Annotated in this window: 18 protein-coding genes; 3 read left to right on the top strand and 15 right to left on the bottom strand. The window is 62.8% G+C overall.

Annotated features, from left to right (window positions below; translation table 11 throughout):
- Window positions 1-147: 147 nt before the first annotated feature.
- The 4 genes from HGO40_RS25310 to HGO40_RS25295 all read right to left on the bottom strand — a co-directional run bounded on the left by HGO40_RS25310 (window position 148) and on the right by HGO40_RS25295 (window position 4,921).
- Window positions 148-1,101, bottom strand: coding sequence for a hypothetical protein (locus tag HGO40_RS25310; protein ID WP_250965251.1), 954 nt, complete (start codon window positions 1,099-1,101; stop codon window positions 148-150).
- Window positions 1,102-1,118: 17 nt separating this feature from the next.
- The gene (locus tag HGO40_RS25305; protein WP_186708393.1) at window positions 1,119-2,834 is read right to left on the bottom strand and encodes a proline--tRNA ligase; all 1,716 of its coding nucleotides are present in this window, start codon (window positions 2,832-2,834) and stop codon (window positions 1,119-1,121) included.
- A 129-nt stretch (window positions 2,835-2,963) separates the two neighbouring features.
- Window positions 2,964-4,523 carry an AmpG family muropeptide MFS transporter gene (locus tag HGO40_RS25300; protein WP_250965250.1) on the bottom strand — a complete coding sequence of 520 codons (1,560 nt, stop codon included), beginning with the start codon at window positions 4,521-4,523 and terminating at the stop codon, window positions 2,964-2,966.
- Between the two features lie 44 nt (window positions 4,524-4,567).
- Complete coding sequence (locus tag HGO40_RS25295) at window positions 4,568-4,921, bottom strand: MGMT family protein (RefSeq protein WP_250965249.1); 354 nt, start codon at window positions 4,919-4,921, stop codon at window positions 4,568-4,570.
- Window positions 4,922-5,078: 157 nt separating this feature from the next.
- Between HGO40_RS25295 and HGO40_RS25290 the strand changes: the two genes are divergently transcribed.
- On the top strand, window positions 5,079-6,086 hold the full coding sequence (locus tag HGO40_RS25290; protein WP_250965248.1) for a DUF481 domain-containing protein: 1,008 nt from the start codon (window positions 5,079-5,081) through the stop codon (window positions 6,084-6,086).
- Between the two features lie 195 nt (window positions 6,087-6,281).
- On the opposite strand, the gene HGO40_RS25285 is transcribed toward HGO40_RS25290, so the two are convergent.
- The gene (locus tag HGO40_RS25285; RefSeq protein WP_002554837.1) at window positions 6,282-6,491 is read right to left on the bottom strand and encodes a cold-shock protein; all 210 of its coding nucleotides are present in this window, start codon (window positions 6,489-6,491) and stop codon (window positions 6,282-6,284) included.
- Between the two features lie 354 nt (window positions 6,492-6,845).
- Here HGO40_RS25285 and dcd point away from each other — a divergent pair, with 354 nt between their 5' ends.
- Window positions 6,846-7,412: a dCTP deaminase gene (gene dcd / locus HGO40_RS25280; RefSeq protein ID WP_250965247.1), complete on the top strand. Its 567-nt coding sequence runs from the start codon at window positions 6,846-6,848 to the stop codon at window positions 7,410-7,412.
- A 101-nt stretch (window positions 7,413-7,513) separates the two neighbouring features.
- Entirely contained in the window at window positions 7,514-7,720 is a 207-nt protein-coding gene (locus HGO40_RS25275) for a hypothetical protein (protein WP_041022879.1), read from the top strand.
- A gap of 34 nt (window positions 7,721-7,754) precedes the next feature.
- Here HGO40_RS25275 and pdeM read toward each other — a convergent pair whose 3' ends face one another.
- The 10 genes from pdeM to HGO40_RS25225 all read right to left on the bottom strand — a co-directional run bounded on the left by pdeM (window position 7,755) and on the right by HGO40_RS25225 (window position 21,161).
- Entirely contained in the window at window positions 7,755-8,411 is a 657-nt protein-coding gene (gene pdeM / locus HGO40_RS25270) for a ligase-associated DNA damage response endonuclease PdeM (protein ID WP_250965246.1), read from the bottom strand.
- Window positions 8,411-10,897, bottom strand: coding sequence for a ligase-associated DNA damage response DEXH box helicase (locus HGO40_RS25265; RefSeq protein ID WP_250965245.1), 2,487 nt, complete (start codon window positions 10,895-10,897; stop codon window positions 8,411-8,413). The genes pdeM and HGO40_RS25265 overlap by 1 nt, the downstream gene beginning before the upstream one ends.
- A 251-nt stretch (window positions 10,898-11,148) precedes the next feature.
- The gene (locus HGO40_RS25260; protein ID WP_250965244.1) at window positions 11,149-11,913 is read right to left on the bottom strand and encodes an ABC transporter ATP-binding protein; all 765 of its coding nucleotides are present in this window, start codon (window positions 11,911-11,913) and stop codon (window positions 11,149-11,151) included.
- Between the two features lie 13 nt (window positions 11,914-11,926).
- Window positions 11,927-13,045, bottom strand: a complete 1,119-nt coding sequence (locus HGO40_RS25255) for a succinylglutamate desuccinylase/aspartoacylase family protein (protein WP_250965243.1) — start codon at window positions 13,043-13,045, stop codon at window positions 11,927-11,929.
- A gap of 27 nt (window positions 13,046-13,072) precedes the next feature.
- Complete coding sequence (locus tag HGO40_RS25250; protein ID WP_250965242.1) at window positions 13,073-13,783, bottom strand: ABC transporter permease; 711 nt, start codon at window positions 13,781-13,783, stop codon at window positions 13,073-13,075.
- Entirely contained in the window at window positions 13,780-14,508 is a 729-nt protein-coding gene (locus HGO40_RS25245) for an ABC transporter permease (RefSeq protein ID WP_053118993.1), read from the bottom strand. Before HGO40_RS25245 ends, HGO40_RS25250 begins: the two co-directional genes overlap by 4 nt.
- A 57-nt stretch (window positions 14,509-14,565) precedes the next feature.
- Window positions 14,566-15,348 (bottom strand): transporter substrate-binding domain-containing protein, encoded by a 783-nt coding sequence (locus tag HGO40_RS25240; RefSeq protein WP_186730446.1) that lies wholly within the window; start codon window positions 15,346-15,348, stop codon window positions 14,566-14,568.
- A 362-nt stretch (window positions 15,349-15,710) separates the two neighbouring features.
- On the bottom strand, window positions 15,711-17,399 hold the full coding sequence (locus tag HGO40_RS25235) for an ATP-dependent DNA ligase (protein ID WP_250965241.1): 1,689 nt from the start codon (window positions 17,397-17,399) through the stop codon (window positions 15,711-15,713).
- A complete protein-coding gene (locus HGO40_RS25230) occupies window positions 17,396-18,427 on the bottom strand; it encodes a ligase-associated DNA damage response exonuclease (protein ID WP_250965240.1) in 1,032 nt (343 codons plus the stop codon). Before HGO40_RS25230 ends, HGO40_RS25235 begins: the two co-directional genes overlap by 4 nt.
- A gap of 283 nt (window positions 18,428-18,710) precedes the next feature.
- Window positions 18,711-21,161, bottom strand: coding sequence for a penicillin acylase family protein (locus HGO40_RS25225; RefSeq protein ID WP_250965239.1), 2,451 nt, complete (start codon window positions 21,159-21,161; stop codon window positions 18,711-18,713).
- Between the last annotated feature and the right edge of the window lie 53 nt (window positions 21,162-21,214).

The raw sequence follows: 21,214 nt of genomic DNA, 5'->3' as shown, positions 1-21,214 counted from the left end.
GCCTTGCTCTGTGGCTAGGGAGTCTTGTGGGAGCAAAGCTTGCTCGCGATGGCATCCTTGAAACCGCCATCGCGGGCAAGCCTTGTTCCCACAGGTCTTGCCCTCACAGGTTTTGCCTTCACACAATCCCCTTGGTGCAGGGGGATTTCAGTGAGCGCCCGGCTCCGCCACCACCCGGCCGCCATCCTTGGACAGGGCTTTCATGAACTCGGTCTGCAGCTCCGGATCGTTGCGCGTCAGTTCGATCAGGCTCTGTTCCAGTTCACTGGCTTCCTCTTCAAGTCCCAGCTCCGACAGGCGCCTGACCCGATGGACCCACTGGCTCACCTCGTCGTCTTCCAGGTCGTCGTAGATCAGCGCGTGGGCCTCCACCAGCTTGCTGCGCAAGGTGCTGCTGATGCTCAGGGATGAGTCGGTGTGCACCTCGTCCTGGGCATCCGTCACGCTGATCTGCAATTTGCCGAACTGGCTCAGGTCCTGTTCGGCGAACGGGCTTTCCAGCAGGTTCAAGCGCAGCACGCCGTTACGGTCGGTGCTCAGTTCGAAGGTCTGCCGGGCGGCCTTGACCTCCACCGGGCGTTCGCTCCAGGGCAGGCTCGAGTGTTCCGTGCGCTTGTCGCGCTGGACTTCGTCGATGCCCGCCAGGTTCTGCTGGGCGCGGCCATGGGAAGGGACGTTCATGAATGGGTTGAGCCCGGCGAAACCGTAGCTGATCCAGTCACGGGTCGCCGTGTCCGGCAGGGTGCCGAGGGCGAACACATTGACCACGTTCGCACCGACACCGGCCACGACGGCCACCGCGCCCAAGGGGATCTCGTAGATCTCCCGCCAGGGTTGGTACGGGGTGTAGCGATCATAATGGCGGGTGACCTCGAACTCAGTGACTTCGAAGGTCTTCTGCTCATTGATGCGCACCCGACGCTGCGGCAGGTCGAGCACCTTGGGTTCGCCCACGTCGATCTGCAGGCTGTGGTCGAGCAATTTGCGCTCGACCCGCTCTTCGTGCTCGCTGCGTTGTGACATTTGGTTGGCACAGCCGCTGACCAGCAGGGCGCCGCACAGGGCGGCGCCACCGAGGCCTAAGGTGTTTCGCTTGAACATGACGTCTCTATCTGGTGTCAGCGGCGGATACGGGCCTGGAGGAACGACAACACGTCGGCGACCGGCAGCGCTTGCGGCTCGGCCTCGGTGCGGCTCTTGTATTCCAGGTTGCCTTCGGCCAGGCCACGGTCACTGACGACGATCCGATGGGGGATGCCAATCAGTTCCATGTCCGCGAACTTGATGCCGGGGCTGGTTTTCTTGTCACGGTCGTCCAGCAGCACTTCGAAGCCGGCGGCCGTCAGTTCGGCGTAGAGCTTGTCGGTGGCTTCACGCACCAGGTCGGTTTCATAGCGCAGTGGCACCAGGGCTACCTGGAACGGCGCCAACGTGTCGCTCCAGATGATGCCTTTCTCGTCGTTGTTCTGCTCGATGGCGGCGGCCACCACGCGGGAAACGCCGATGCCGTAGCAGCCCATTTGCAGGGTGACCGGCTTGCCGTTCTCACCCAGCACTTCGCACTTCATCGCCTTGCTGTACTTGTCGCCCAGCTGGAAGATGTGGCCGACTTCGATGCCGCGCTTGATTTCCAGGGTGCCCTTGCCGTCCGGGCTTGGATCGCCGGCCACGACGTTGCGCAGGTCCGCGACGGTTGGAACCGGGAGGTCGCGTTCCCAGTTCACGCCGAAGTAGTGCTTATCATCAATGTTCGCGCCGATGGCGAAGTCGCTCATCAACTCCACCGAACGGTCGATGATGATCGGCAGTGGCAGGTTCAACGGACCGAGGGAGCCGGCACCGGCGCCGATGGCATCGCGCAGGTCGGCGTCGGTGGCCATGACCAGCGGGCTGGCAACGCCTGGCTGGTTGGCGGCCTTGATTTCATTCAGCTCGTGGTCGCCACGGACGATCAGGGCAATCAACTTGCCGGCTTCTTCCGCCCGTACGATCAGGGTCTTGATGGTGCGCTCGATCGGCAGGTCGTAGCCTTCCACCAACTGGGCAATGGTCTTGGCGTTCGGCGTGTCCACCAGGCGCAATGCTTCAGTTGGCGCGGCGCGGGAGGTTTCCCGTGGCACGGCTTCGGCTTTCTCGATATTGGCGGCATAGTCGGAGCCGTTGCTGAAGACGATGTCGTCTTCGCCGGACTCGGCGAGCACGTGGAACTCGTGGGAGCCGGCACCGCCGATGGAACCGTTGTCGGCCTCCACCGGGCGGAATTTCAGGCCCAGGCGGGTGAAGATGTTGCAGTACGCCTGGTGCATGCGGTCATAGGTGACCTGCAGCGAGGCCAGGTCGGCGTGGAAGGAATAGGAATCCTTCATGATGAATTCGCGACCGCGCATCAGGCCGAAGCGCGGACGGATCTCGTCACGGAACTTGGTCTGGATCTGATACAGGTTGATCGGCAACTGCTTGTAGCTGCTCAACTCGTTGCGCATCAGGTCGGTGATCACTTCTTCGTGGGTCGGGCCTGCACAGAAGTCGCGACCGTGGCGGTCTTTGATGCGCAGCAGCTCAGGGCCGTATTCTTCCCAACGCCCCGATTCCTGCCACAGCTCGGCCGGCTGGGTGCTCGGCATCAACACTTCCAGGGAGCCGGCGGCGTCCATCTCTTCGCGAACGATGGCTTCCACCTTGCGCATGACCCGCAGGCCCATCGGCAGCCAGGTGTACAGGCCCGAGGCGAGTTTGCGGATCATGCCGGCACGCAGCATCAATTGATGGCTGATCACGACGGCATCGGAAGGCGTTTCTTTTTGTGTGGCGAGCAAAAATTGACTGGTGCGCATGGTTGGCCGTTGTCGGTTGCTGATGACGAGAAGTGACGGAGCATTGTACGGGCGAGATGCCCTGGCGTACAGGCGCGTGGCCGGTCGCCAGGTGCGGACACCGGTTTTCCCGGTGTTTTCTGAAGTTTCCTACGACTCTTCCGCGGGGCGGGTGGGCGCCGGCTCCTCCGCGGGTGCCGTGTCCTGGCGACGGTTCTCCTGGAACCAGTGCAAGGCGATCAGTAACAGGGTCGGCACGCCCAGCAGGGCGGTGATCAGGAAGAAATTGTGGTAGCCGAACTTCTCCACCATCACCCCTGAATAGCCACCGATCAAACGCGGCAGCAACAGCATGATCGAGCTGAGCAAGGCGTATTGGGTGGCGGAGAATTTCAGGTTGGTCAGGCTCGACAGGTAGGCGACGAACGCCGAAGTGGCCAGGCCGGAGCTGAAGTTGTCCAGGGAAATGGTGACAATCAACATCTGCAGGTTGGCGCCCATGTCGGTGAGCATCAGGAAGAGGATGTTGGTGGCGGCCGAGGCGACACCGCCGATGAACAGGATGGGCAGGATGCCGAAACGCACGATCAACAGGCCGCCCATGCCGGCGCCGACGAGGGTCATGATCAGCCCGAAAATCTTGCTGACGCTGGCGATCTGGTCCTTGGTGAACCCCTGGTCGATGTAGAACACATTGGCCATGACGCCCATGACCGTGTCGGACATCCGGTAGGTTGCGATCAATCCGAGCAGCAGCAGGGCCTGCCAGCGATAACGCAGGATGAAATCGTTGATCGGCGTCAGCACTGGCGCCAGTCCGCGCCGGCCCATGGCCGACAGGCACAGGGCGGTCAGGAGGGTATAGAGGATGGCCCGCAGGAAGGCGCGGTCTTCGAGCAGCAGGTCGAGCAGGCTGACGCCCTCGAACAGCACGCTGGCGAAGTCGGTATTGAAGAGTTGGGTGAACATCGCCGGGACGGAGACCAGCAGCACGATCAGTACGAATACCGACGCCAACTGATGGACAAACGTGTAGCGCCCGGCCTGCAACTGGGTGCGCAGCGGTACCGGTGGCTCGCGCATGAACAGGGACGTGAGGAGCGCCGGGACCATCAGCACGCCGAACAACAGGTAGGTGCCGGCCCAGGCCGAGTGTTTGTAGCTGAAACCGGTGGAGCCAAAGCCTTCGGCGAAGAACAGGGCGCCGGCGGTGGCCAGCAGCGCGGCGATGCGGTAGCCGGACATGTAGCTGGCAGCGAGGGCGGCCTGGCGGGTGTCGTCGGCGATCTCCAGGCGGTAGGCGTCGACGGCGATGTCCTGCGTCGCAGAGGCGAAGGCCACGATCACGGCGATGGCGATCAACCAGGACAGGTGTTTCTGTGGATCGCAGAAGCCCATGCCGATCAGGCCGAGAATGACCAGCGCCTGGGAGAGCACCAGCCATGAACGACGGCGCCCCAGTTTGCCGAGCAGCGGCAGGCGCCATTGGTCGAGCAGCGGCGACCAGACCCATTTAAAGGCATACGCCAGGCCGATCAGGCTCGCGTAGCCAATGGTTTCGCGGGCCACGCCGGCTTCGCGCAACCAGACTGAAAGCGTGGAAAACACCAGCATGTATGGCAAGCCGGCGGCGAAGCCAAGCAGCAACAGCACGAGCGTCGAGGGACTGGCATAGGCGGCGAGGGCGGCGCGCCAGGTTTTACGGGGCATGGGCTGGAGTCTGCCTCAAAAATTGCGAAAACAAAGCGCGCACTCTAACCGCTGTGCTCTACCGGGCGCCAGCCATGGCGCTGAATATCAACACGATTGTTCAGGACACTGATCCCTTCCATGCGCAGGCGTGCGCGCTGTTCATCCCCCGAGGCGCTGCCCGCCGGCAGACTGATCCGACCACCGGCAGCCAATACCCGATGCCAAGGCAGCTTGGTGTCGTTCGGCAATTGGCTGAGGGTTCTTCCAACCCAGCGCGCCGCGCGGCCCAGGCCGGCCATTTCGGCGAGTTGGCCATAGGTGACGACCTTGCCCGCTGGCACTTGCGCCAGGGTCAGGTAAAGGGTGGTGCGGCGGATCTGGGTGGCGTTCTCGGTGTCCGCTGGGGTGTCAGTCACGTAGGGGTTCCTGAGGTGGGTGTCCGTCTGTAGATTAATTCCTACAGGACTGGTTGAGAAATGAACTCATCAGTCCTGCACAGGTCAGTCCTTGCTGAGGTGTCATCCTGGGGGATAATGCCGCCTTTTCACCGCAAACTTGAGCCCTTTATCGCTTATGTTGTCTAGAACCCTGCTATGCCTGGCTGTTGCCAGCGCCTCCATGCCCCTACTTGCCGACACTGTCTGGTTGAAGAATGGGGACAAACTCAGCGGCAAGATTACCGTTTTCGATGGCGGCAAGTTGCTGATCCAGACCGATTATGCCGGCGCGATTCCCATTGACTGGAAACAGGTCAAGACCCTGGAGAGTGATCAGCAACTCCTGGTCAAGCAGGATGCCTACACCGGCGAGAAAGCCAAGGCGCTGCAGGCGGCCGAGGATGGCAAGGTTACGTTGGCCAACGGTGATGCGCCCAAGACCGTCGAGCTGGCCAGTATCCAGCAGATCCTCAAGCCCAAGCCGGTGGTCGAGGACCTGGTGTGGAAAGGCAATGTCGATGCCGCGCTGGATTACCAGCGTGCGGAAGCCGACACCGACGATTACGACATCGATTTCAAGACTTCGGCACGCCATGGCAGATGGCGGCACACCGCCGAAGGCGAATACAACCGTGAATTCCAGGATGATGTCGTGTCCACCGATAACTGGCGCCTGGAGTATTCCCTCGACCGGTTCATCACCGACAAGTGGTTCTGGCAAGGTCGCCTGAACTACAAGCGCGACAAAGTCGAAGACCTGGCGCGCCAGCGGGTGGTGGGTACCGGCCCGGGCTACCAGTTCTGGGATGACGAACTGGGGGCGTTCTCCCTGGGTTCGCTGCTCAACCGCACCGATTACGAGTACCGCGACGGCGGCAAGGACAACTTCTATTCCGTGGCGATGAAGTGGGATTACAACCGCTACCTGATCGGCAAGCGCGTCGAGTTCTTCACCAACGGCGAAGTGGGCAAGCCCCTGTCCGGCGTGGCGGAGTACGCCTATGACGCCGAGATGGGGCTTCGCTACAAGGTCACCGACTGGGCATCGCTCAATCTCAAGGCCGAGAAGGATGTCATCGAGGGCACCGAGGACAGCGACCTGAGCAAGACACGCTATACGGCGGGGTTTGGCGTTACCTGGTGATCCCAGGCTAATCAACGAACCCTCCTGTGGGAGCGAGCTTGCTCGCGATTGCGGTGGGTCAGCAGCATTAATGTTGACTGGCCGGGCGCTATCGCGAGCAAGCTCGCTCCCACAGTTTTTTTGTGCCTGCAAAACACACAGGCACAAAAAAGCCCCGCTTTTGAGGGCGGGGCCTTTTACTAAAGCAAGGACAAGTTAGATAACTTGAACTTCTTCAGCTTGCATGCCTTTCTGACCGCGGGTAGCGATGAAAGAAACCTGTTGGCCTTCTTTCAGGCTTTTGAAACCGTCGGATTGGATAGCTTTGAAGTGAACGAACAGGTCGTCACCGGATTGTGGGGTGATGAAGCCGAAGCCTTTTTCATCGTTGAACCACTTAACGGTACCGGTTTGGCGATTAGACATGGTGTAACTCCTTGAACAAAGATAACTGCGACTCAGGAAGAACCCTGGCCGAGACTGAGTGCAAAGAGCAGGAAAAATTCTTGTAGATGGTTGGATCGAAATTCAACATATCGTGTAGAGATTCTCAGTGACACAAGCAACACAGTGGCGCCACCTTAACCCTTTTTCCAGAATGTGCCAATGGTCTTTGCGAAGGTTTCTCTTATTTGGTGACTGACGGCGCGGGCGATGGCCGGCAGGACCCGGAAATCAAGGTGGATCGGCGAGATTTGCGTGACGCGCTTTGAACCCTGCCCCGCGCCCCGGTAAGATGCCGGACGTATTTTTTCCACCTCGCTATTTCAGGACACCGCCATGAGCATCAAATCGGACAAGTGGATTCGCCGCATGGCGCAAGAGCACGGCATGATCGAGCCCTTCGTCGAGCGCCAGATGCGTGGCGAAGGCGCCGACCGGCTGAGCTCCTTCGGCGTCTCCAGCTACGGCTACGACGTGCGCTGCGCCGACGAATTCAAGGTGTTCACCAACATCAACTCGGCCACGGTCGACCCGAAGAACTTCGACGAGAAGAGCTTCGTCGACGTCAAGAGCGACGTGTGCATCATCCCGCCGAACTCCTTCGCCCTGGCCCGCACCGTCGAGTACTTCCGCATTCCGCGCAATGTGTTGACCATCTGCCTGGGCAAGAGCACCTATGCCCGTTGCGGCATCATCGTCAACGTCACGCCGCTGGAACCCGAGTGGGAAGGCCACGTGACCCTGGAGTTCTCCAATACCACGACCCTGCCGGCGAAAATCTACGCCAACGAAGGCGTGGCGCAGATGCTGTTCCTTGAATCCGACGAAGAATGCGAAGTGTCCTACAAGGACCGTGGCGGCAAGTACCAGGGCCAGCGCGGCGTGACCCTGCCGCGTACCTGAATCTGACGAGCTGTTGGAATTCCTGGGCGGGCAGACACTCTATGGGGTGTACTGCCCGTTTTTTGCGTCAGCGCAGCGGGCCCTCGCTCAGGAGTTGCTCTATGAAGATCGATCCGCGAATCAGTGCCGAACTGGCAAGGCTTGAGCCCAATCAGATCGGTGTCATGGCTTGGTCATTGCTGGCCCATCCTGCCGAAGCGGCGGGCGGCATCCCCGGCCAGCCCGATCCCGATACGCCTAACGAACAGCCTACCGAACCTGGCGAACCCACCCTGCCGGACGAGCCGCCTCCTGCGCCTGTTGCCTGATGAAACGATGGCCTGCCAGCGATGGCGAAGGGCTTCAACTGACAGGCCATATTTCGTTATCGCCAATGACAAAAATCCTGCAATCGCTGTCCTGATCGACTCGATAGCCGCCCGTGAACGCACCGAAGGCCGGTAGCAGGCTGATCTCGCTACCCAGGCGGAAACAGGCCAGGCGCAGCCGTTGTCGACCTTTGCCGCTCAGGTGATAGACCGGGTGTACGTGACCGGCCAGCACATGGCGGCTGGCGTGCGGGGTGGGCTCGTGTTGCACGGCGAACGGGCCCAGCAGCAGCGGCTCCGGTACGACGCGAATATTCAGCTCCGGCGGTGGGTCGCCGGCGCGCTTGTCATGGTTGCCACGAATCAGCGTCATGGCCAGGTGCGAATGTCGCGCACGCCAATCGGAAAGGGCTTTCAGGGTGCCGGGCGCGTGAGCACCCGGGCCGTGGTGAAAATCCCCGAGGAAAATCAGCTGTCGACACGGCAGGCTGGCCAGTAACCCATCCAGCACCGCGATGTTGCTGGCGGTGGTGCCGTGGGGCACCGGTTGTCCGAGGCTGCGATAGGCGGCGGCCTTGCCAAAATGAACGTCGGCCACCATCAAGGTTTCCTGGGCGGGCCAGTACAGGGCTTTTTCCGGAAGCAGCCAGAGTTCTTCCCCTGCGAGGTTGACGGGATAAGGCGCTGGCATCAGGCGTCACCGCGATCGGCGGTCTTTTCCAACTCGTTGACCATCCGCCGGATGCGGTCGGCGAGTTTTTCCGAGCTCATGCTTTCCCGGAACCGCTGCACCAGCAGCGGGAAGCCGAGCGGGGTGGGGCGCTTGATCCTGTGCAGGTCCAGCTTCAAGGTATTGAGGCGTTGCAAGGTCTGCTCCAAACGATTGATATCCAATTCCTCACGCAAGACTTCCTCTCCGGCCTGGGCCAGCAAGAGATTGTCGGCGTCGTATTGCTTGAACACTTGGAAGAACAAGCCACTGGAGGCCTGGACTTGCCGGGTGCTTTTTGGCGCACCGGGGTAGCCGGCGAAGACCAGCCCGGCGATCCGGGCTATTTCGCGAAAGCGCCTGAGGGCCAGTTCCCCAGCGTTCAAGCTTGCAAGCACGTCGGCCAGCAGGTGATCGACGCTCAGCAGGCCCGGGGTCAGGTGGTGCGACCAATCCACCGCCGTGGCGCTGAGCAGTTCCAGGCCGTAGTCGTTGACCGCAATGGAAAACGTCACCGGCTGTTGCCGACTGACGCGCCAGGCCAGCAGGCTGGCCAGGCCCAGATGAACCTGGCGCCCGGCAAACGGGTAGAGGAACAGGTGCCAGCCTTCCCGGGACTTGAGAGATTCGGCCAGCAGGGTGTGCTGCGTGGGCAAACCGGACCAGCGTTGCTGGGTCGTCAGCAAGGGCGGCACGGCCTGCATCTCCGGCCCCTCGCAGCGACCGGCGGCGGCTTCGCTCAAACGGGCCACGACGGCGGCCGCCAGTTCGCTGGAGAGTGGCATGCGCCCACCGTTCCAACGTGGCACGGCGGCCTTTTTGGCCTGGCTGCGTCGCACGTAGGCGGTCATGTCTTCGACCCGGACCAATTCCAGCAGCCGCCCGGCGAACAGGAAACCGTCACCGGGGCGCAGGCGAGCGATGAAACCTTCCTCGACGCTGCCCAGGGTCTTGCCGCCGCCGCCCTTGCTCCAGAACTTCAATTGCAGGCTGGCATCGCTGACGATGGTGCCGATGCTCATGCGGTGGCGCCGGGCCAGGCGCGCATCGGGGACTCGCCAGATCCCGTGTTCGTCCGGCTCGACCCGTCGGTAATCGGGGTAGGCGGTCAGTGACAAACCGCCATGGCGTACAAAGGCCAGGGCCCAGGCCCATTCGGCCGGGTTGAGGTCGCGATAGGCCCAGGCCCCCCGCACCTCCGCGAACAGCTCGTCGGGAACGAAGCCGCCGCCCAGGGCCATGCTCACCAGATGCTGCACCAGGACATCCAGCGGTTTGTGGGGTGACAGGCGAGGTTCGATGCGCCGTTGGGCCACCGCGTCCTGGGCGGCAGCGGCTTCGATCAATTCCAGGCTGTGGGTCGGCACCAGCGTCACCCGTGAGGTCCGCCCTGGTGCGTGGCCGGAGCGCCCGGCCCGCTGCATCAGCCGCGCCACACCCTTGGCCGAGCCGATCTGCAGCACCCGTTCCACCGGCAGGAAATCCACCCCCAGGTCCAGGCTCGACGTGCAGACCACCGCTTTGAGCTGGCCGTCCTTCAACGCACGCTCCACCCAATCCCGGGTGTCGCGGGACAGCGAACTATGGTGCAGGGCGATCAGCCCGGCCCAGTCGGGCCTTGCTTCAAGGATGGCCTGATACCAGATTTCCGATTGCGCCCGGGTATTGGTGAAGACCAGGCAACTGCGACTGGCGTCGATTTCGGCGACGACCTTGGGCAGCATCTTCAGGCCGATGTGCCCAGCCCATGGGAAACGTTCGAGGGCCGGAGGCAGCAGCGTGTCGACCAGCAGCGCCTTGCCGTTGGCGCCCTGCACGCTGGCGCCGTTGCCTTGCGGGATCAACACCTGCTCGGCGTGGGCCTGGGTGCCCAGGGTTGCGGACACGCCCCAAACGATGAGTTCGGGGTGCCAGTGCCGCAAGCGCGCCAGGGCCAGTTGCAGTTGCACGCCCCGTTTGTTGCCGAGCAACTCGTGCCATTCATCCACGACCACCATGCGCAGGGTCGAGACGGCAGCGTGCGCGTCGGCTCGGGCGAGCATCAGGGTCAGGCTTTCGGGCGTGGTGAGCAGCGCGGTGGGCAGGCGCCGGCCCTGGCGGGCGCGTTCACTGGGGCTGGTGTCGCCGGTGCGCAGGCCGACACCCCATGGCAGTTGCAGGTCTGCCAGGGGCGCGTCGAGGGCTTTGCCGGTGGCGGCCGCCAAGGCGCGCAGCGGCGTGATCCACAGGACTGTCAGCGGTTCGGCCGGCGGCTTGCGCTTGCGCGGTTTGTCCGGCGGCGGTGTCGGGCGGGCGAAACGGTTGAGGGCGGCAAACCACACGGCGTAGGTCTTACCGGCACCGGTGCTGGCATGCAACAGCCCGGATTCCCCACGCTTGACCGCGGCCCATACCTGCTTTTGAAAGGCGAATGGCTTCCAGCCGCGGGCATCGAACCACTGTTTCGCGAAATTGTTGGATGTCGCCATGCCTGCCGCGTGCGCCCTGAAGGTCTTCTTCCAGTGACCACGGCGAGATGCGAAAGGTTTATTTGATCGACTGGCCGGACACAGATCACTGTGGGAGCGAGCTTGCTCGCGATAGCGCCAGATCAGGCAACCTCAATAGCGGCTGCTGTACCGCTATCGCGAGCAAGCTCGCTCCCACAGGTTTTATGCCGTTTGTTCCTAGCTGACAGGCATTGGCGCCTGGCGCCTCCTTGTCAGGGGGAGGCCGAGGTTTATTTCAGGTTGCCACTGAGAAACTGCTTGAGCCGTTCGCTGGTGGGATTGCCCAGCACGTCTTCCGGCGCGCCTTCCTCTTCCACCAAGCCCTCGTGCAGGAACAGCACCTGATTCGAGACCTTGCGGGCGAAGCTCATTTCGTGGGTCACCATGATCATGGTCCGGCCTTCTTCAGCCAGGCCCTGGATCACTTTCAGCACTTCGCCCACCAACTCCGGGTCCAGTGCCGAGGTGGGTTCGTCGAACAGCATCACCTCCGGCTCCATTGCCAGCGCACGGGCAATGGCTACCCGCTGTTGCTGGCCGCCGGAGAGGAACGCCGGGTACTGCTCGGCGCCCCGCGCCGGCAGGCCGACCTTGTCGAGGTAACGTCGGGCACGGTCGTCGGCTTCCTGCTTGCTCACCCCCAGCACCCGGCGCGGTGCCATGGTGATGTTTTCCAGCACGGTCATGTGGCTCCACAGGTTGAAGTGCTGGAACACCATGGCCAGGCGCGTGCGGATACGTTGCAGTTCGTCGGCGTCGGCCACGTGCATGCCGTGGCGGTCCTTGATCATCTGGATCGACTGACCGTCCAGGGTCATGGCGCCATCGTTGGGTTGTTCCAGGAAGTTGATGCAGCGCAGGAAGGTACTCTTGCCCGAGCCGCTGGCACCGATGAGACTGATGACGTCGCCGGTCTTGGCCTTGAGCGAAACGCCCTTGAGCACTTCATGTTCGCCATAGCTTTTATGCAGGCCTTCGATGGTCAGTTTGTACATGGAGCATGCATCCTCAAGGCGAAAGTAGGTAGCCGCTGCGGTAGGCCTCGGTGCCGGCGACATGGGCGATCACCATGCCGGCCGTGGCCATGCGGCGCAGCGAACGGGCGTACAGCAGCCCGGCGTTACGGCAATGAACGGGGGTGACGGTATCGTTGATCGGGTCGATGATTTCCGCGATCAGTTGCCCCGCCTCCAGGTGTTCGCCGGGCAAGGCGCTGTAGACCAGCAACCCGCCCACGGGCGTCGCCACCGGCTCGACCGCGGCCAGCGGCGTGGCCGGGTAGGGCAGCTCGGGCATGGGCATCGGTTCGCCGTCGATGGCGCCGAAGCGGATCAAGTACTCGATCAAGGCCTGGCAGTCGAGGCTCGCCAAGCCGTGGTTGACGTCGCCCTGGCCGCGCAACTCCACGGTGACCGAAAAGCTGCCCAAGGGAATCTCGAAGCGGTCGCCGAAGCGTTCCTTGAGCTGCCACCAGAGCAGGGTGAAGCACTCATCGAATGACTGGCCGCCCGAATCGGTTGCCAGCAGGCTGGCTTCGGCACCGATGTAGCGGGCCAGCGGCTCGACCTGGGGCCAGGCTTCGGGCGTGGTGTAGAGGTGGGCCACGGCTTCGAAGTCGCAATGCAGGTCCAGCACCATGTCGGCGTCGCAGGCCAGTCGCTGCAGGGCCAGGCGCAGGGATTGCAATTGCGTGCCGGGGGTTTGCCGGGCGAGGGCATCGCGCAAGCTGGTGCGGATCAGCATCAGGAGGTGCTGCGGATCGGCGGTGAGCAGGTCCTGGATCTCGTTGCCGATCTCCTCGCTCAGGTCGACGAAGCGGCGGTTGAAGTTCTGCCCGCTCTCGGTTTCGTAGCGGCCCAGGGGCACGTCCATCAGCACTTGTTCAAGGCCGATGGGGTTGGCGACGGGCACCAGCACGATCTCGTGCCGCAGGTGGCCCGACGCCTCGAGCTCGGCCAGGCGTTGCTTGAGGTGCCAGGCGACCAGCATGCCCGGCAGTTCGTCGGCATGCAGGGACGCCTGGATGTAGATTTTGCCGACGGCTTTTTCCGGGCCGAAGTGGAAGCTGTGGATCTTGCGTGCGGTCCCCGGTACCGGGGCCAGCAGGTCATGGATCTGATGGCGCATGTGCGTGTGTGTCCTGGAACAAAAGCCTTAGTGGGTCGGCCCGAGGAAGGCCAGCCATCGGCGTTCGGCAAGGCGGAAGCGGCCTACCAGCGCAAAGGTGACGGTCAGGTAGATCAACGCGGCGATCCCGAACGACTGGAATGTCAGGAACGTCGCCGAGTTGGCATCCCGGGCGACTTTCAGCACGTCTGGAACGGTAGCGGTGAACGCCACGGTCGTCGAGTGCAGCATCAAGATGACTTCGTTGCTGTAGTACGGCAGCGAGCGGCGCAGGGCCGACGGCATGATCACGTAGGCATACAGTTTCCAACCGGTCAGGCCATAGGCCTTGGCCGCTTCCACTTCGCCGTGGTTCATGCTGCGAATCGCCCCGGCGAAAATTTCCGTGGTGTAGGCGCAGGTGTTCAAGGCGAAGGCCAGGATCGTGCAGTTCATCGCGTCGCGAAAGAAGCTGTCGAGCATGGGTTGGGCGCGCACCGCCTCGATGCTGTAGATGCCGGTGTAGCAGATCAGCAGTTGGATATAGAGCGGCGTGCCCCGGAACAGGTAGGTGTAGAACTGCACGGGCCAGCGGACGTAGAACTTGGGGGAAACCCGGGCGATGGACAGCGGGATCGACACCACGAAGCCGATCAGCAGCGAGGCGCTAAGCAGCCATAGGGTCATCGCCAGGCCGGTGATATTGACGCCATCGCTGTAGAGAAACGGCCGCCAGTATTCTTGCAGGAGTTCGATCATCGCACCGCCTCCCGGGCTCCGGCGGCGTAGCGGCGTTCAAGCCAGCGCAGGATGAAGTTGGACGCGCTGGTGATCAGCAGGTAGATCAATGCCGCCAGCACCAGGAAGTAAAACAGCTGGTAGGTGCTCTTGCCCGCGTCCTGGGCCGCCTTGACCAGGTCGGCCAGGCCGATGATCGACACCAGCGCGGTGGCCTTGAGCATCACCATCCAGTTGTTGCCGATACCCGGCAAGGCAAAGCGCATCATTTGTGGAAAGACGACGTAGCGAAAGCGCTGGCCACGCTTGAGGCCATAGGCGGTGGCGGCTTCGACCTGGCCCCGGGGGACCGCGAGGATCGCGCCGCGAAAGGTTTCGGTGAAGTACGCGCCATAGATGAAGCCGAGGGTAATCACCCCGGCGCCGAATGGGTTGATCTCGATGTATTCCCATTCCATGAAGTCGGTAAACGAGGTCAGCCAGGTTTGCAGGCTGTAGAAGATCAGCAGCATCAGCACCAGGTCCGGCACGCCGCGGATCAGCGTGGTGTAGAGCTGGGCGGGGATTCGCAGCAGTTTGACGCGGGACAGCTTGGCGCTGGCGCCCAGCAGGCCGAGCAGGACGCTCAGCAACAAGGACAGGGCCGACAGCTTGATGGTCATCCAGGTGCCTTGCATCAGCAGCGGGCCAAAGCCCTGCAGGCTGAAGGCCGAGAGCCCCAGACTTTGTAGGAATTGTTCGAACATGGACGTTGCCTTTGGCAGAAAAAAGACGCCCACCCGAGATCGGGTGGGCGCCGCGCATTATTTGCCGCTGTACAGATTCAGATCGCCAAAGTGTTTTTTCTGGATCTCGGCGTATTTGCCGTCGTCGTGTAACGCTTTGATACCTTTATCCAAAAGGGCCTTCAGCTCTTTGTTACCTTTCTTGATACCGATGGCGGTCTTGGATGGCAGCAGTTCGCTGTCCACTGGCTTGCTGACTTCGTAGCCTTCACCTTTTGGCGACTTCAGGAACCCCAGCTCAGCTTGGAGCATGTCCTGGATCGCGGCGTCGAGGCGGCCCGAGGTCAGGTCGGCGTAGACCTGGTCCTGGTTCTGATAGGCCTGGGTCTTGACGCCGGCCTTGTCCAGCACGGCCTTGGCGTAGGCTTCCTGGATGGTACCTTGCTCGTAGCCGACGGTCTTGCCTTTGAGCGAGGCAACGTCTTCGCTCAGGCCCGAGCCCTTCTTGAAGACATAGGCCGTTGGGCCGGAGAACAGCTCGCTGGAGAAGTCGATAGCCTTTTCACGGGCCGGGGTCACGGTCATGGAGGAGATCACGCCGTCGAATTTATTGGCCTTCAAGCCCGGGATCATGCCGTCGAAATCGCTTTCGACCCATTTGCATTTGACCTTCAGTTCTTCGCAGATCGCATTGCCCAGGTCGATGTCGAAACCCACCAGGCTGCCGTCGGCGGCCTTGGACTCGAACGGAGCGTAGGAAGGGTCGACACCAAAACGCAGTTCCTTGTATTCCTTGGCCGTGGCAACGCCAGCGGCCATGCACAACGCCAGTGCAGAAAGGGTCAGCAGTGCTTTTTTCATTATTGAGTCCCTAAAACCAATTTGAGCGCTTGTGGCGCGTAAGATTGTTACCGGTGAAGGTCTGAACGGTATGACGGCATAAAGGTAGCAATTTCCGCACCATAGTGCCGAACAGGTGTTTTAAAAGCACGGGTGGCGGAAGACGGAACGCGATGGTGCGCGAGGCTGAGCGTACATCAAAAAGCGCACCGGGATGGAGCGTGCTGTTCGTTGGCCCCGCGCTTTTGTGGCGAGGGAGCTTGCTCCCGCTGGAGGCGCAGCCTCCCCTTGCGGTGTGACATACAGAACCAGAGGGCCGCTTCGCGCTGGAGCGCCAGCCCGGCCCAGCGGGAGCAAGCTCCCTCGCCACAGAGGGAGCGGTGTTATTTCAGGAGGTCCTGGAGCGTTGCCAATGTGTCGGCTTCGTCGACGCTCTTGTCCTGGCGCCAGCGCAGCATCCGCGGAAAGCGCACGGCGATCCCGCTCTTGTGGCGCTTGGACAGGGCGATCCCCTCGAAGCCCAGTTCGAACACCAGGGTGGGCGTGACGCTGCTCACCGGGCCGAACTTTTCCACGGGGGTCTTGCGCACGATGCTGTCGACCTGGCGCATCTCGGCATCGGTCAGGCCCGAATAAGCCTTGGCGAACGGCACGAGGGTGCGTTCGCGACTGCCCGGCGGGTTGTCCCACACGGCGAAGGTGTAGTCGCTGTACAGGCTGGCGCGCCGACCGTGGCCGCGCTGGGCGTAGATCAGCACCGCGTCGACGCTGAACGGGTCGATCTTCCATTTCCACCACACGCCCATGTCCTTGGTCCGGCCAACGCCGTACAGCGCGTTGCGGGCCTTGAGCATCATCCCTTCGACACCGAGGCTGCGAGAGGCTTCGCGCTGCCGGGCGAGGTCGAGCCAGTCCTGGCCGGTGACGATGGGTGAGGGCAACAACACCGGGCTGTGGATACGGGCGATCAGCGCCTCCAGTGGGTCGCGCCGCTCGGCGTGGGGGCGGCTGCGCCAGTCCTCGCCTTGCCATTCCAGCAGGTCGTAGGCCATCACCACCACGGGGGCGTCGTCGAGGATTTTCTTGCCCAGGGTCTTGCGCCCGATGCGCTGCTGCAACAGGGCGAAGGGCTGCACTGCCGGTTGCAGCGGTGCGTCGGGGTCGAAGGCGTCCTCGGTGACTGACTGCGGGGCTTTCCAAACCACGATTTCACCATCGCTCACCGTGCCGGCAGGCAGCGCCTGGGCCAATGAGTGCAATTCCGGAAATCGTTCAGTGACCAAGTCCTCGCCTCGGGACCAGACCCACAACTGGTCGTCGCGCTTGATCACCTGGGCGCGGATTCCATCCCATTTCCACTCCACCTGCCAGTCACTGGCGGGCCCCCGCAACGCGTCGAATTGCTCCACGGGCGCGGCCATCCCATGGGCCAGGAAACACGGATAAGGCTGGCCGCCGCGCTGGGCATGTTCATCGTCGGAGTCGGCTGCGATCAGCTTGAGGTAGCTGGCCGCCGTGGGGCGATGGGACAGATCGGTGTAGCCCACCAGTCGCTGGGCCACCCGTTTGCTGTCCAGCCCGGCCATGCTCGCCAGGGCCCGGGTCACCAGGAGCTTGGACACGCCGACGCGGAAACTGCCGGTGATGAGTTTGATGCAGAGCATCAGGCTCGCTCGGTCGAGCTGCGCCCATAGCGCCGGAAGCCGTTCAGCCAGGACTTCAGGCGATTCACCGCGCAACGGCAGCAGTTTCTCCTCGACCCACAGCGCCAGGCCTTCATCGGAGCTGTGGGGCGATTCAGGCAAGACTAACGAAATGGTTTCGGCCAGGTCGCCCACGGCCTGATAACTTTCCTCGAACAGCCAGAGCGACAACCCGCAGACCTGGACCGCCAAATCCCGGAGGATTTTTACCGGCACCAACTGCCGCGGACGCCCACCGGAGAGGAAATACACGGCCCAGGCGGCATCATCCGGCGGTGCCTTGCTGAAGTAATCTTGCATGGCGGCAAGCTTGGCGTTGCTGGACGTGGTGGCGTCCAGTTCGGCGTACAGCTCGGCGAAGGCTTTCATGACGCCGCCTCGCCGCTTTCGACCGCCGTGGCGAGGTCTTCTTCATCGTCGCCGTACTCCGTGGTGAACCCCTGGGCGTCGAGGCCTTGCTCGCAGAGGTGGCGCACCAACACGGCGACCGACCCGTGGGTGACCATGACCCGCTCGGCGCCGGTCTGTTCAATGGCCCAGAGCAGGCCAGGCCAGTCGGCGTGATCGGACAGCACGAAACCCCGGTCCACGCCGCGTCGCCGACGCGTACCGCGCAGGCGCATCCAGCCACTGGCGAAGGCGTCGCTGTAGTCGCCGAAACGGCGCATCCAACTGCTGCCACCGGCAGAGGGCGGGGCGATGACCAGCGCCTGGCCCATGATTGGATCGTTCTTTTTGAAATCGCCGGCGTAGAGCGTCGGTGGCAAGTGAACGCCTGCCTCGCGATAGACCCGGTTCAGCGGTTCCACCGCGCCATGGGCGAGGATCGGTCCGAGGCTTTCATCGATACCGTGAAGAATCCGCTGGGCCTTGCCGAAGGAATAACAGAACAACACGCTGGCCCGGCCGGCGGCAATGTTTGCGCGCCACCACTGGTTGATCTCCTCGAAGACCTGCGCCTGGGGTTGCCAACGATAGATCGGCAGGCCGAAGGTCGATTCGGTGATGAAGGTATGGCACTTCACCGGTTCGAACGGCGCGCAGGTGCCGTCAGGCTCGACTTTGTAGTCCCCCGACGCCACCCAGACCTCGCCTTGGTACTCCAGCCGCACCTGGGCCGAGCCCAGGACGTGGCCGGCGGGGTGGAAACTCAAGGTCACGCCGTGGTGTTGCAGGCGTTCGCCGTAGGGCAGGGTTTGCAGGTTGATGTCCTGGCCCAGGCGGGAACGCAGGATGCCTTCGCCGGGTGCCGCCGCCAGGTAGTGTTGGTTGCCGCTGCGGGCATGGTCGCCGTGGGCGTGGGTGATGACCGAGCGGTCCACCGCGCGCCACGGGTCGATGTAGAAATCCCCGGGCGGGCAGTACAAGCCTTCGGGGCGGGCAATGACAAGATCCATGCAGTCACCGGAGCGATGGGCTTGTCAGGTAGAGGCGAGGGCGGGGGGAGAAGTTCTATCGGGTTTTCGGGGTGGATGGACGGGCGCCATCGCGAGCAAGCTCGCGATGGCTTCAGTCCAGGCAACGCAGGACCTGTGGCGAGGGAGCTTGCTCCCGCTCGGCTGCGCAGCAGTCGTAAACCGGTTGATGCGGTCTGCTTGTAGACATGCAGGGGGCTGCTTCGCAGCCCAGCGGGAGCAAGCTCCCTCGCCACAAATCCTGTCTCCAGGCCCGGGGTTGCAGTTACTTGCCAGGCACCAGGGTCAACCGCGTCTTGCCGTAGGCTCGATCGAAGTTCTGCGATTGCAGCGGCAAATTCTGGTATTGCCCCTTGATCCATGGATCGATGCCATTGGCATAGTGCGGGCTGACCGGGTTGCCGGACTGGCCGGTGCCGTCCTGGATCATCAACGGTTCAGGCTGGCTGAAGTCGACGATAAAGCGCATGGAAGGCGCCAGGGTGGTGGTGAAATCCTGCCCCCAGGCAAACGCCGCCGTGTTGAGCGTGGTGCCGTCTCCACCGGCCGGCAGCGGGCCGCGTACGATCTGGCCGGTGCTGTTTTTCCACGTATAACGATGCAACTGGCCCCACTGCCAAGCCTTGTGGTCACCGCCCAACTGGCTATCACCGGCACTGATGGTGGCGGCCAGGCTGCGGGCGAGGATGACGGCCTTGTCTTCTTTCTGCGGTGTGCGCACATCGTCCCAGAATGGGCTGTCTTCGCGCCCCAGTAGATGATCGGCCTGGGCCGAGTAGGACAATTGGCCGTTGGCGACCAGCGCCTGCCACGCCACGCTGCTGTCCGGGCCCAGCTCGTCGAGGAAAATCTGCTTCATGCTTTCCTGCAGGAACAGCCCATAGATCGCCGCGTCGGCGGAAGTCGGGCTGAGCCGGCCATCGAATGCCATCAAGCGGGTATAGGCTTCGCGGGCTTTGGCCCGGTCAGCCACCGGCAAGGCTTCGATCGCCTGTTTGAGCGGCTGGGTCATGCCCGGGGCTTCGAAGACGCGTTTGAGCTTGGCCGCGAACGTCGTGCTCTGGTCGTATTGCATGGCGGTCAGGCTGCGGGTGTCGTGCTTGCCCGCGCTGGCCAATTCGGCCATGCGTTCGCCACGCTCCGGTGCGCCCCAGGAATTGGACAACTGCATGCCGTAGCCATGGGGAATGACCCGTTGGTTGGCGGTGCCGAGCCAGCCCTGGGCCGGGTCTTGATCGTAGGGGTGCAGCATCGGGTCGGCGTAACCGTCCCAATCGTAGCGACCGTCCCAACCTGGCGATGGCAACAAGCCTTCGCCTTCGCGGCGGTTCGGGTAGCGACCGGTGACTTGCCAGCCGATATGGCTGGCGTCGGCAAAGACCAGGTTCACCGCCATGGCGCGGATCTCCCGGCTGGCATCGGAGGCTTTCTCGACGTTCTGTGCCCGGGACAGGTCGAAGAAGGCATCCAGGGTCTTGTCATCGCTGAAGCTGGGTGTCTGCAAGGCCAGGCCAAAGCCGCTGGCCATGGCCGGCCCCTGGGCGCTGTTGAGCAACGGGCCGTGGCGGGTCTCGAACACCGCTTCACGAATGGGTCGCTGGCCTTTGATGAAGTAGGTTTCGTTGCGCACGATCACCGGCTGCCATTTGCCGTTGATCTCGTAGGACAGGCTGTTGCCCTGGCGTCGGATTTTTTCCAGGAACAGGTCTTGGTTGTCTCCCAGCACGCTGGTCATGCTCCAGGCCACCTTGCCGTTGAATCCGGCCAGGATCATTGGGATGCCCGCCACGGAAACCCCGGCCGCCTGGTACTTGGGAGCGCGGATCTGTACGGGACTCCACAGTCCCGGCATGCCCAGCGGCCCATGGCTGTCGCTGGCCAACAAGCTCTTGCCGCTGCGGCTGCGTTGCGGCGCGATGGCCCAGTTGCTTGCAGACGCAGCGCCCAACAGATTCAGCCCGGCCAACTGGCCGGTGGCCTTGCTGATTTCGTTCAGGCCTGGGATCTGGCCGTTGAGGCGCAGGCCCTGGAGCTTGTCGGCCTCGGTCACGGGCAGTTGCTCGTCCGGATAGGATGGGCTCAGCCAGGCGAGCTTGTCGTTGTTGACGGTCTGGGCCAGCACGAGGCTGGCGATTTCTTCCGGCAGGTTGGCTGACTGGCTGAAATTCAGCAGGCAGAACATCAGCGCCGAATCTTCCGGCTTCCAGTATTCGGGCTTGTAGCCAATGGCGGCCAGGTCCGCCGGCAGCTTGTCACGGTAGCGGAACAGGTAGGCGTTGACGCCGCGGGCATAGACTTCAAAGAAGCGCTTGAGCCGTGGCGAAGACGCCTTGTACAGCTCGTCGGCGTTTTTCTTCAGGTTGACGGCGCGCATGTAGCGGTCGACGTCCAGCCGTTCGGCGCCGGACATCTCTGCCAACCGCCCCTGGGCCAGCAGGCGCAGGGTGACCATCTGGGCAATGCGGTCGCTGGCGTGGACGTAGCCGAGGGTGAACAGGGCGTCATGGAAGCTGTTGCTTTCGATCAGCGGCATGCCTGTGGCATTGCGCCGGACCGAGACGTTCTGCGCCAGCCCCTTGAGCGGCTGCACACCGGAAGTCGGCGGGACAGTGTCCTGGGCATTCCAGGTCTGGCATCCGCTCAAACCGAGCACACTGGCCACTGCGGCGGCAACGCCGAGCCGGGGGACGAGGGAAATAGCGGCTGGCGAGGCCATGGCAAAGCTCCTGCGGGAGGGGGTGGCACCAATAAAGGCGCTACGTTAGTGAT

Origin of the sequence: Pseudomonas sp. CG7 (genome assembly GCF_023701885.1) — a bacterium.
Lineage (GTDB): Bacteria > Pseudomonadota > Gammaproteobacteria > Pseudomonadales > Pseudomonadaceae > Aquipseudomonas > Aquipseudomonas zanjanensis.
The sequence above is the reverse complement of the archived record's forward strand: the minus strand, read 5'-3'. Positions and strand labels throughout refer to the sequence as shown.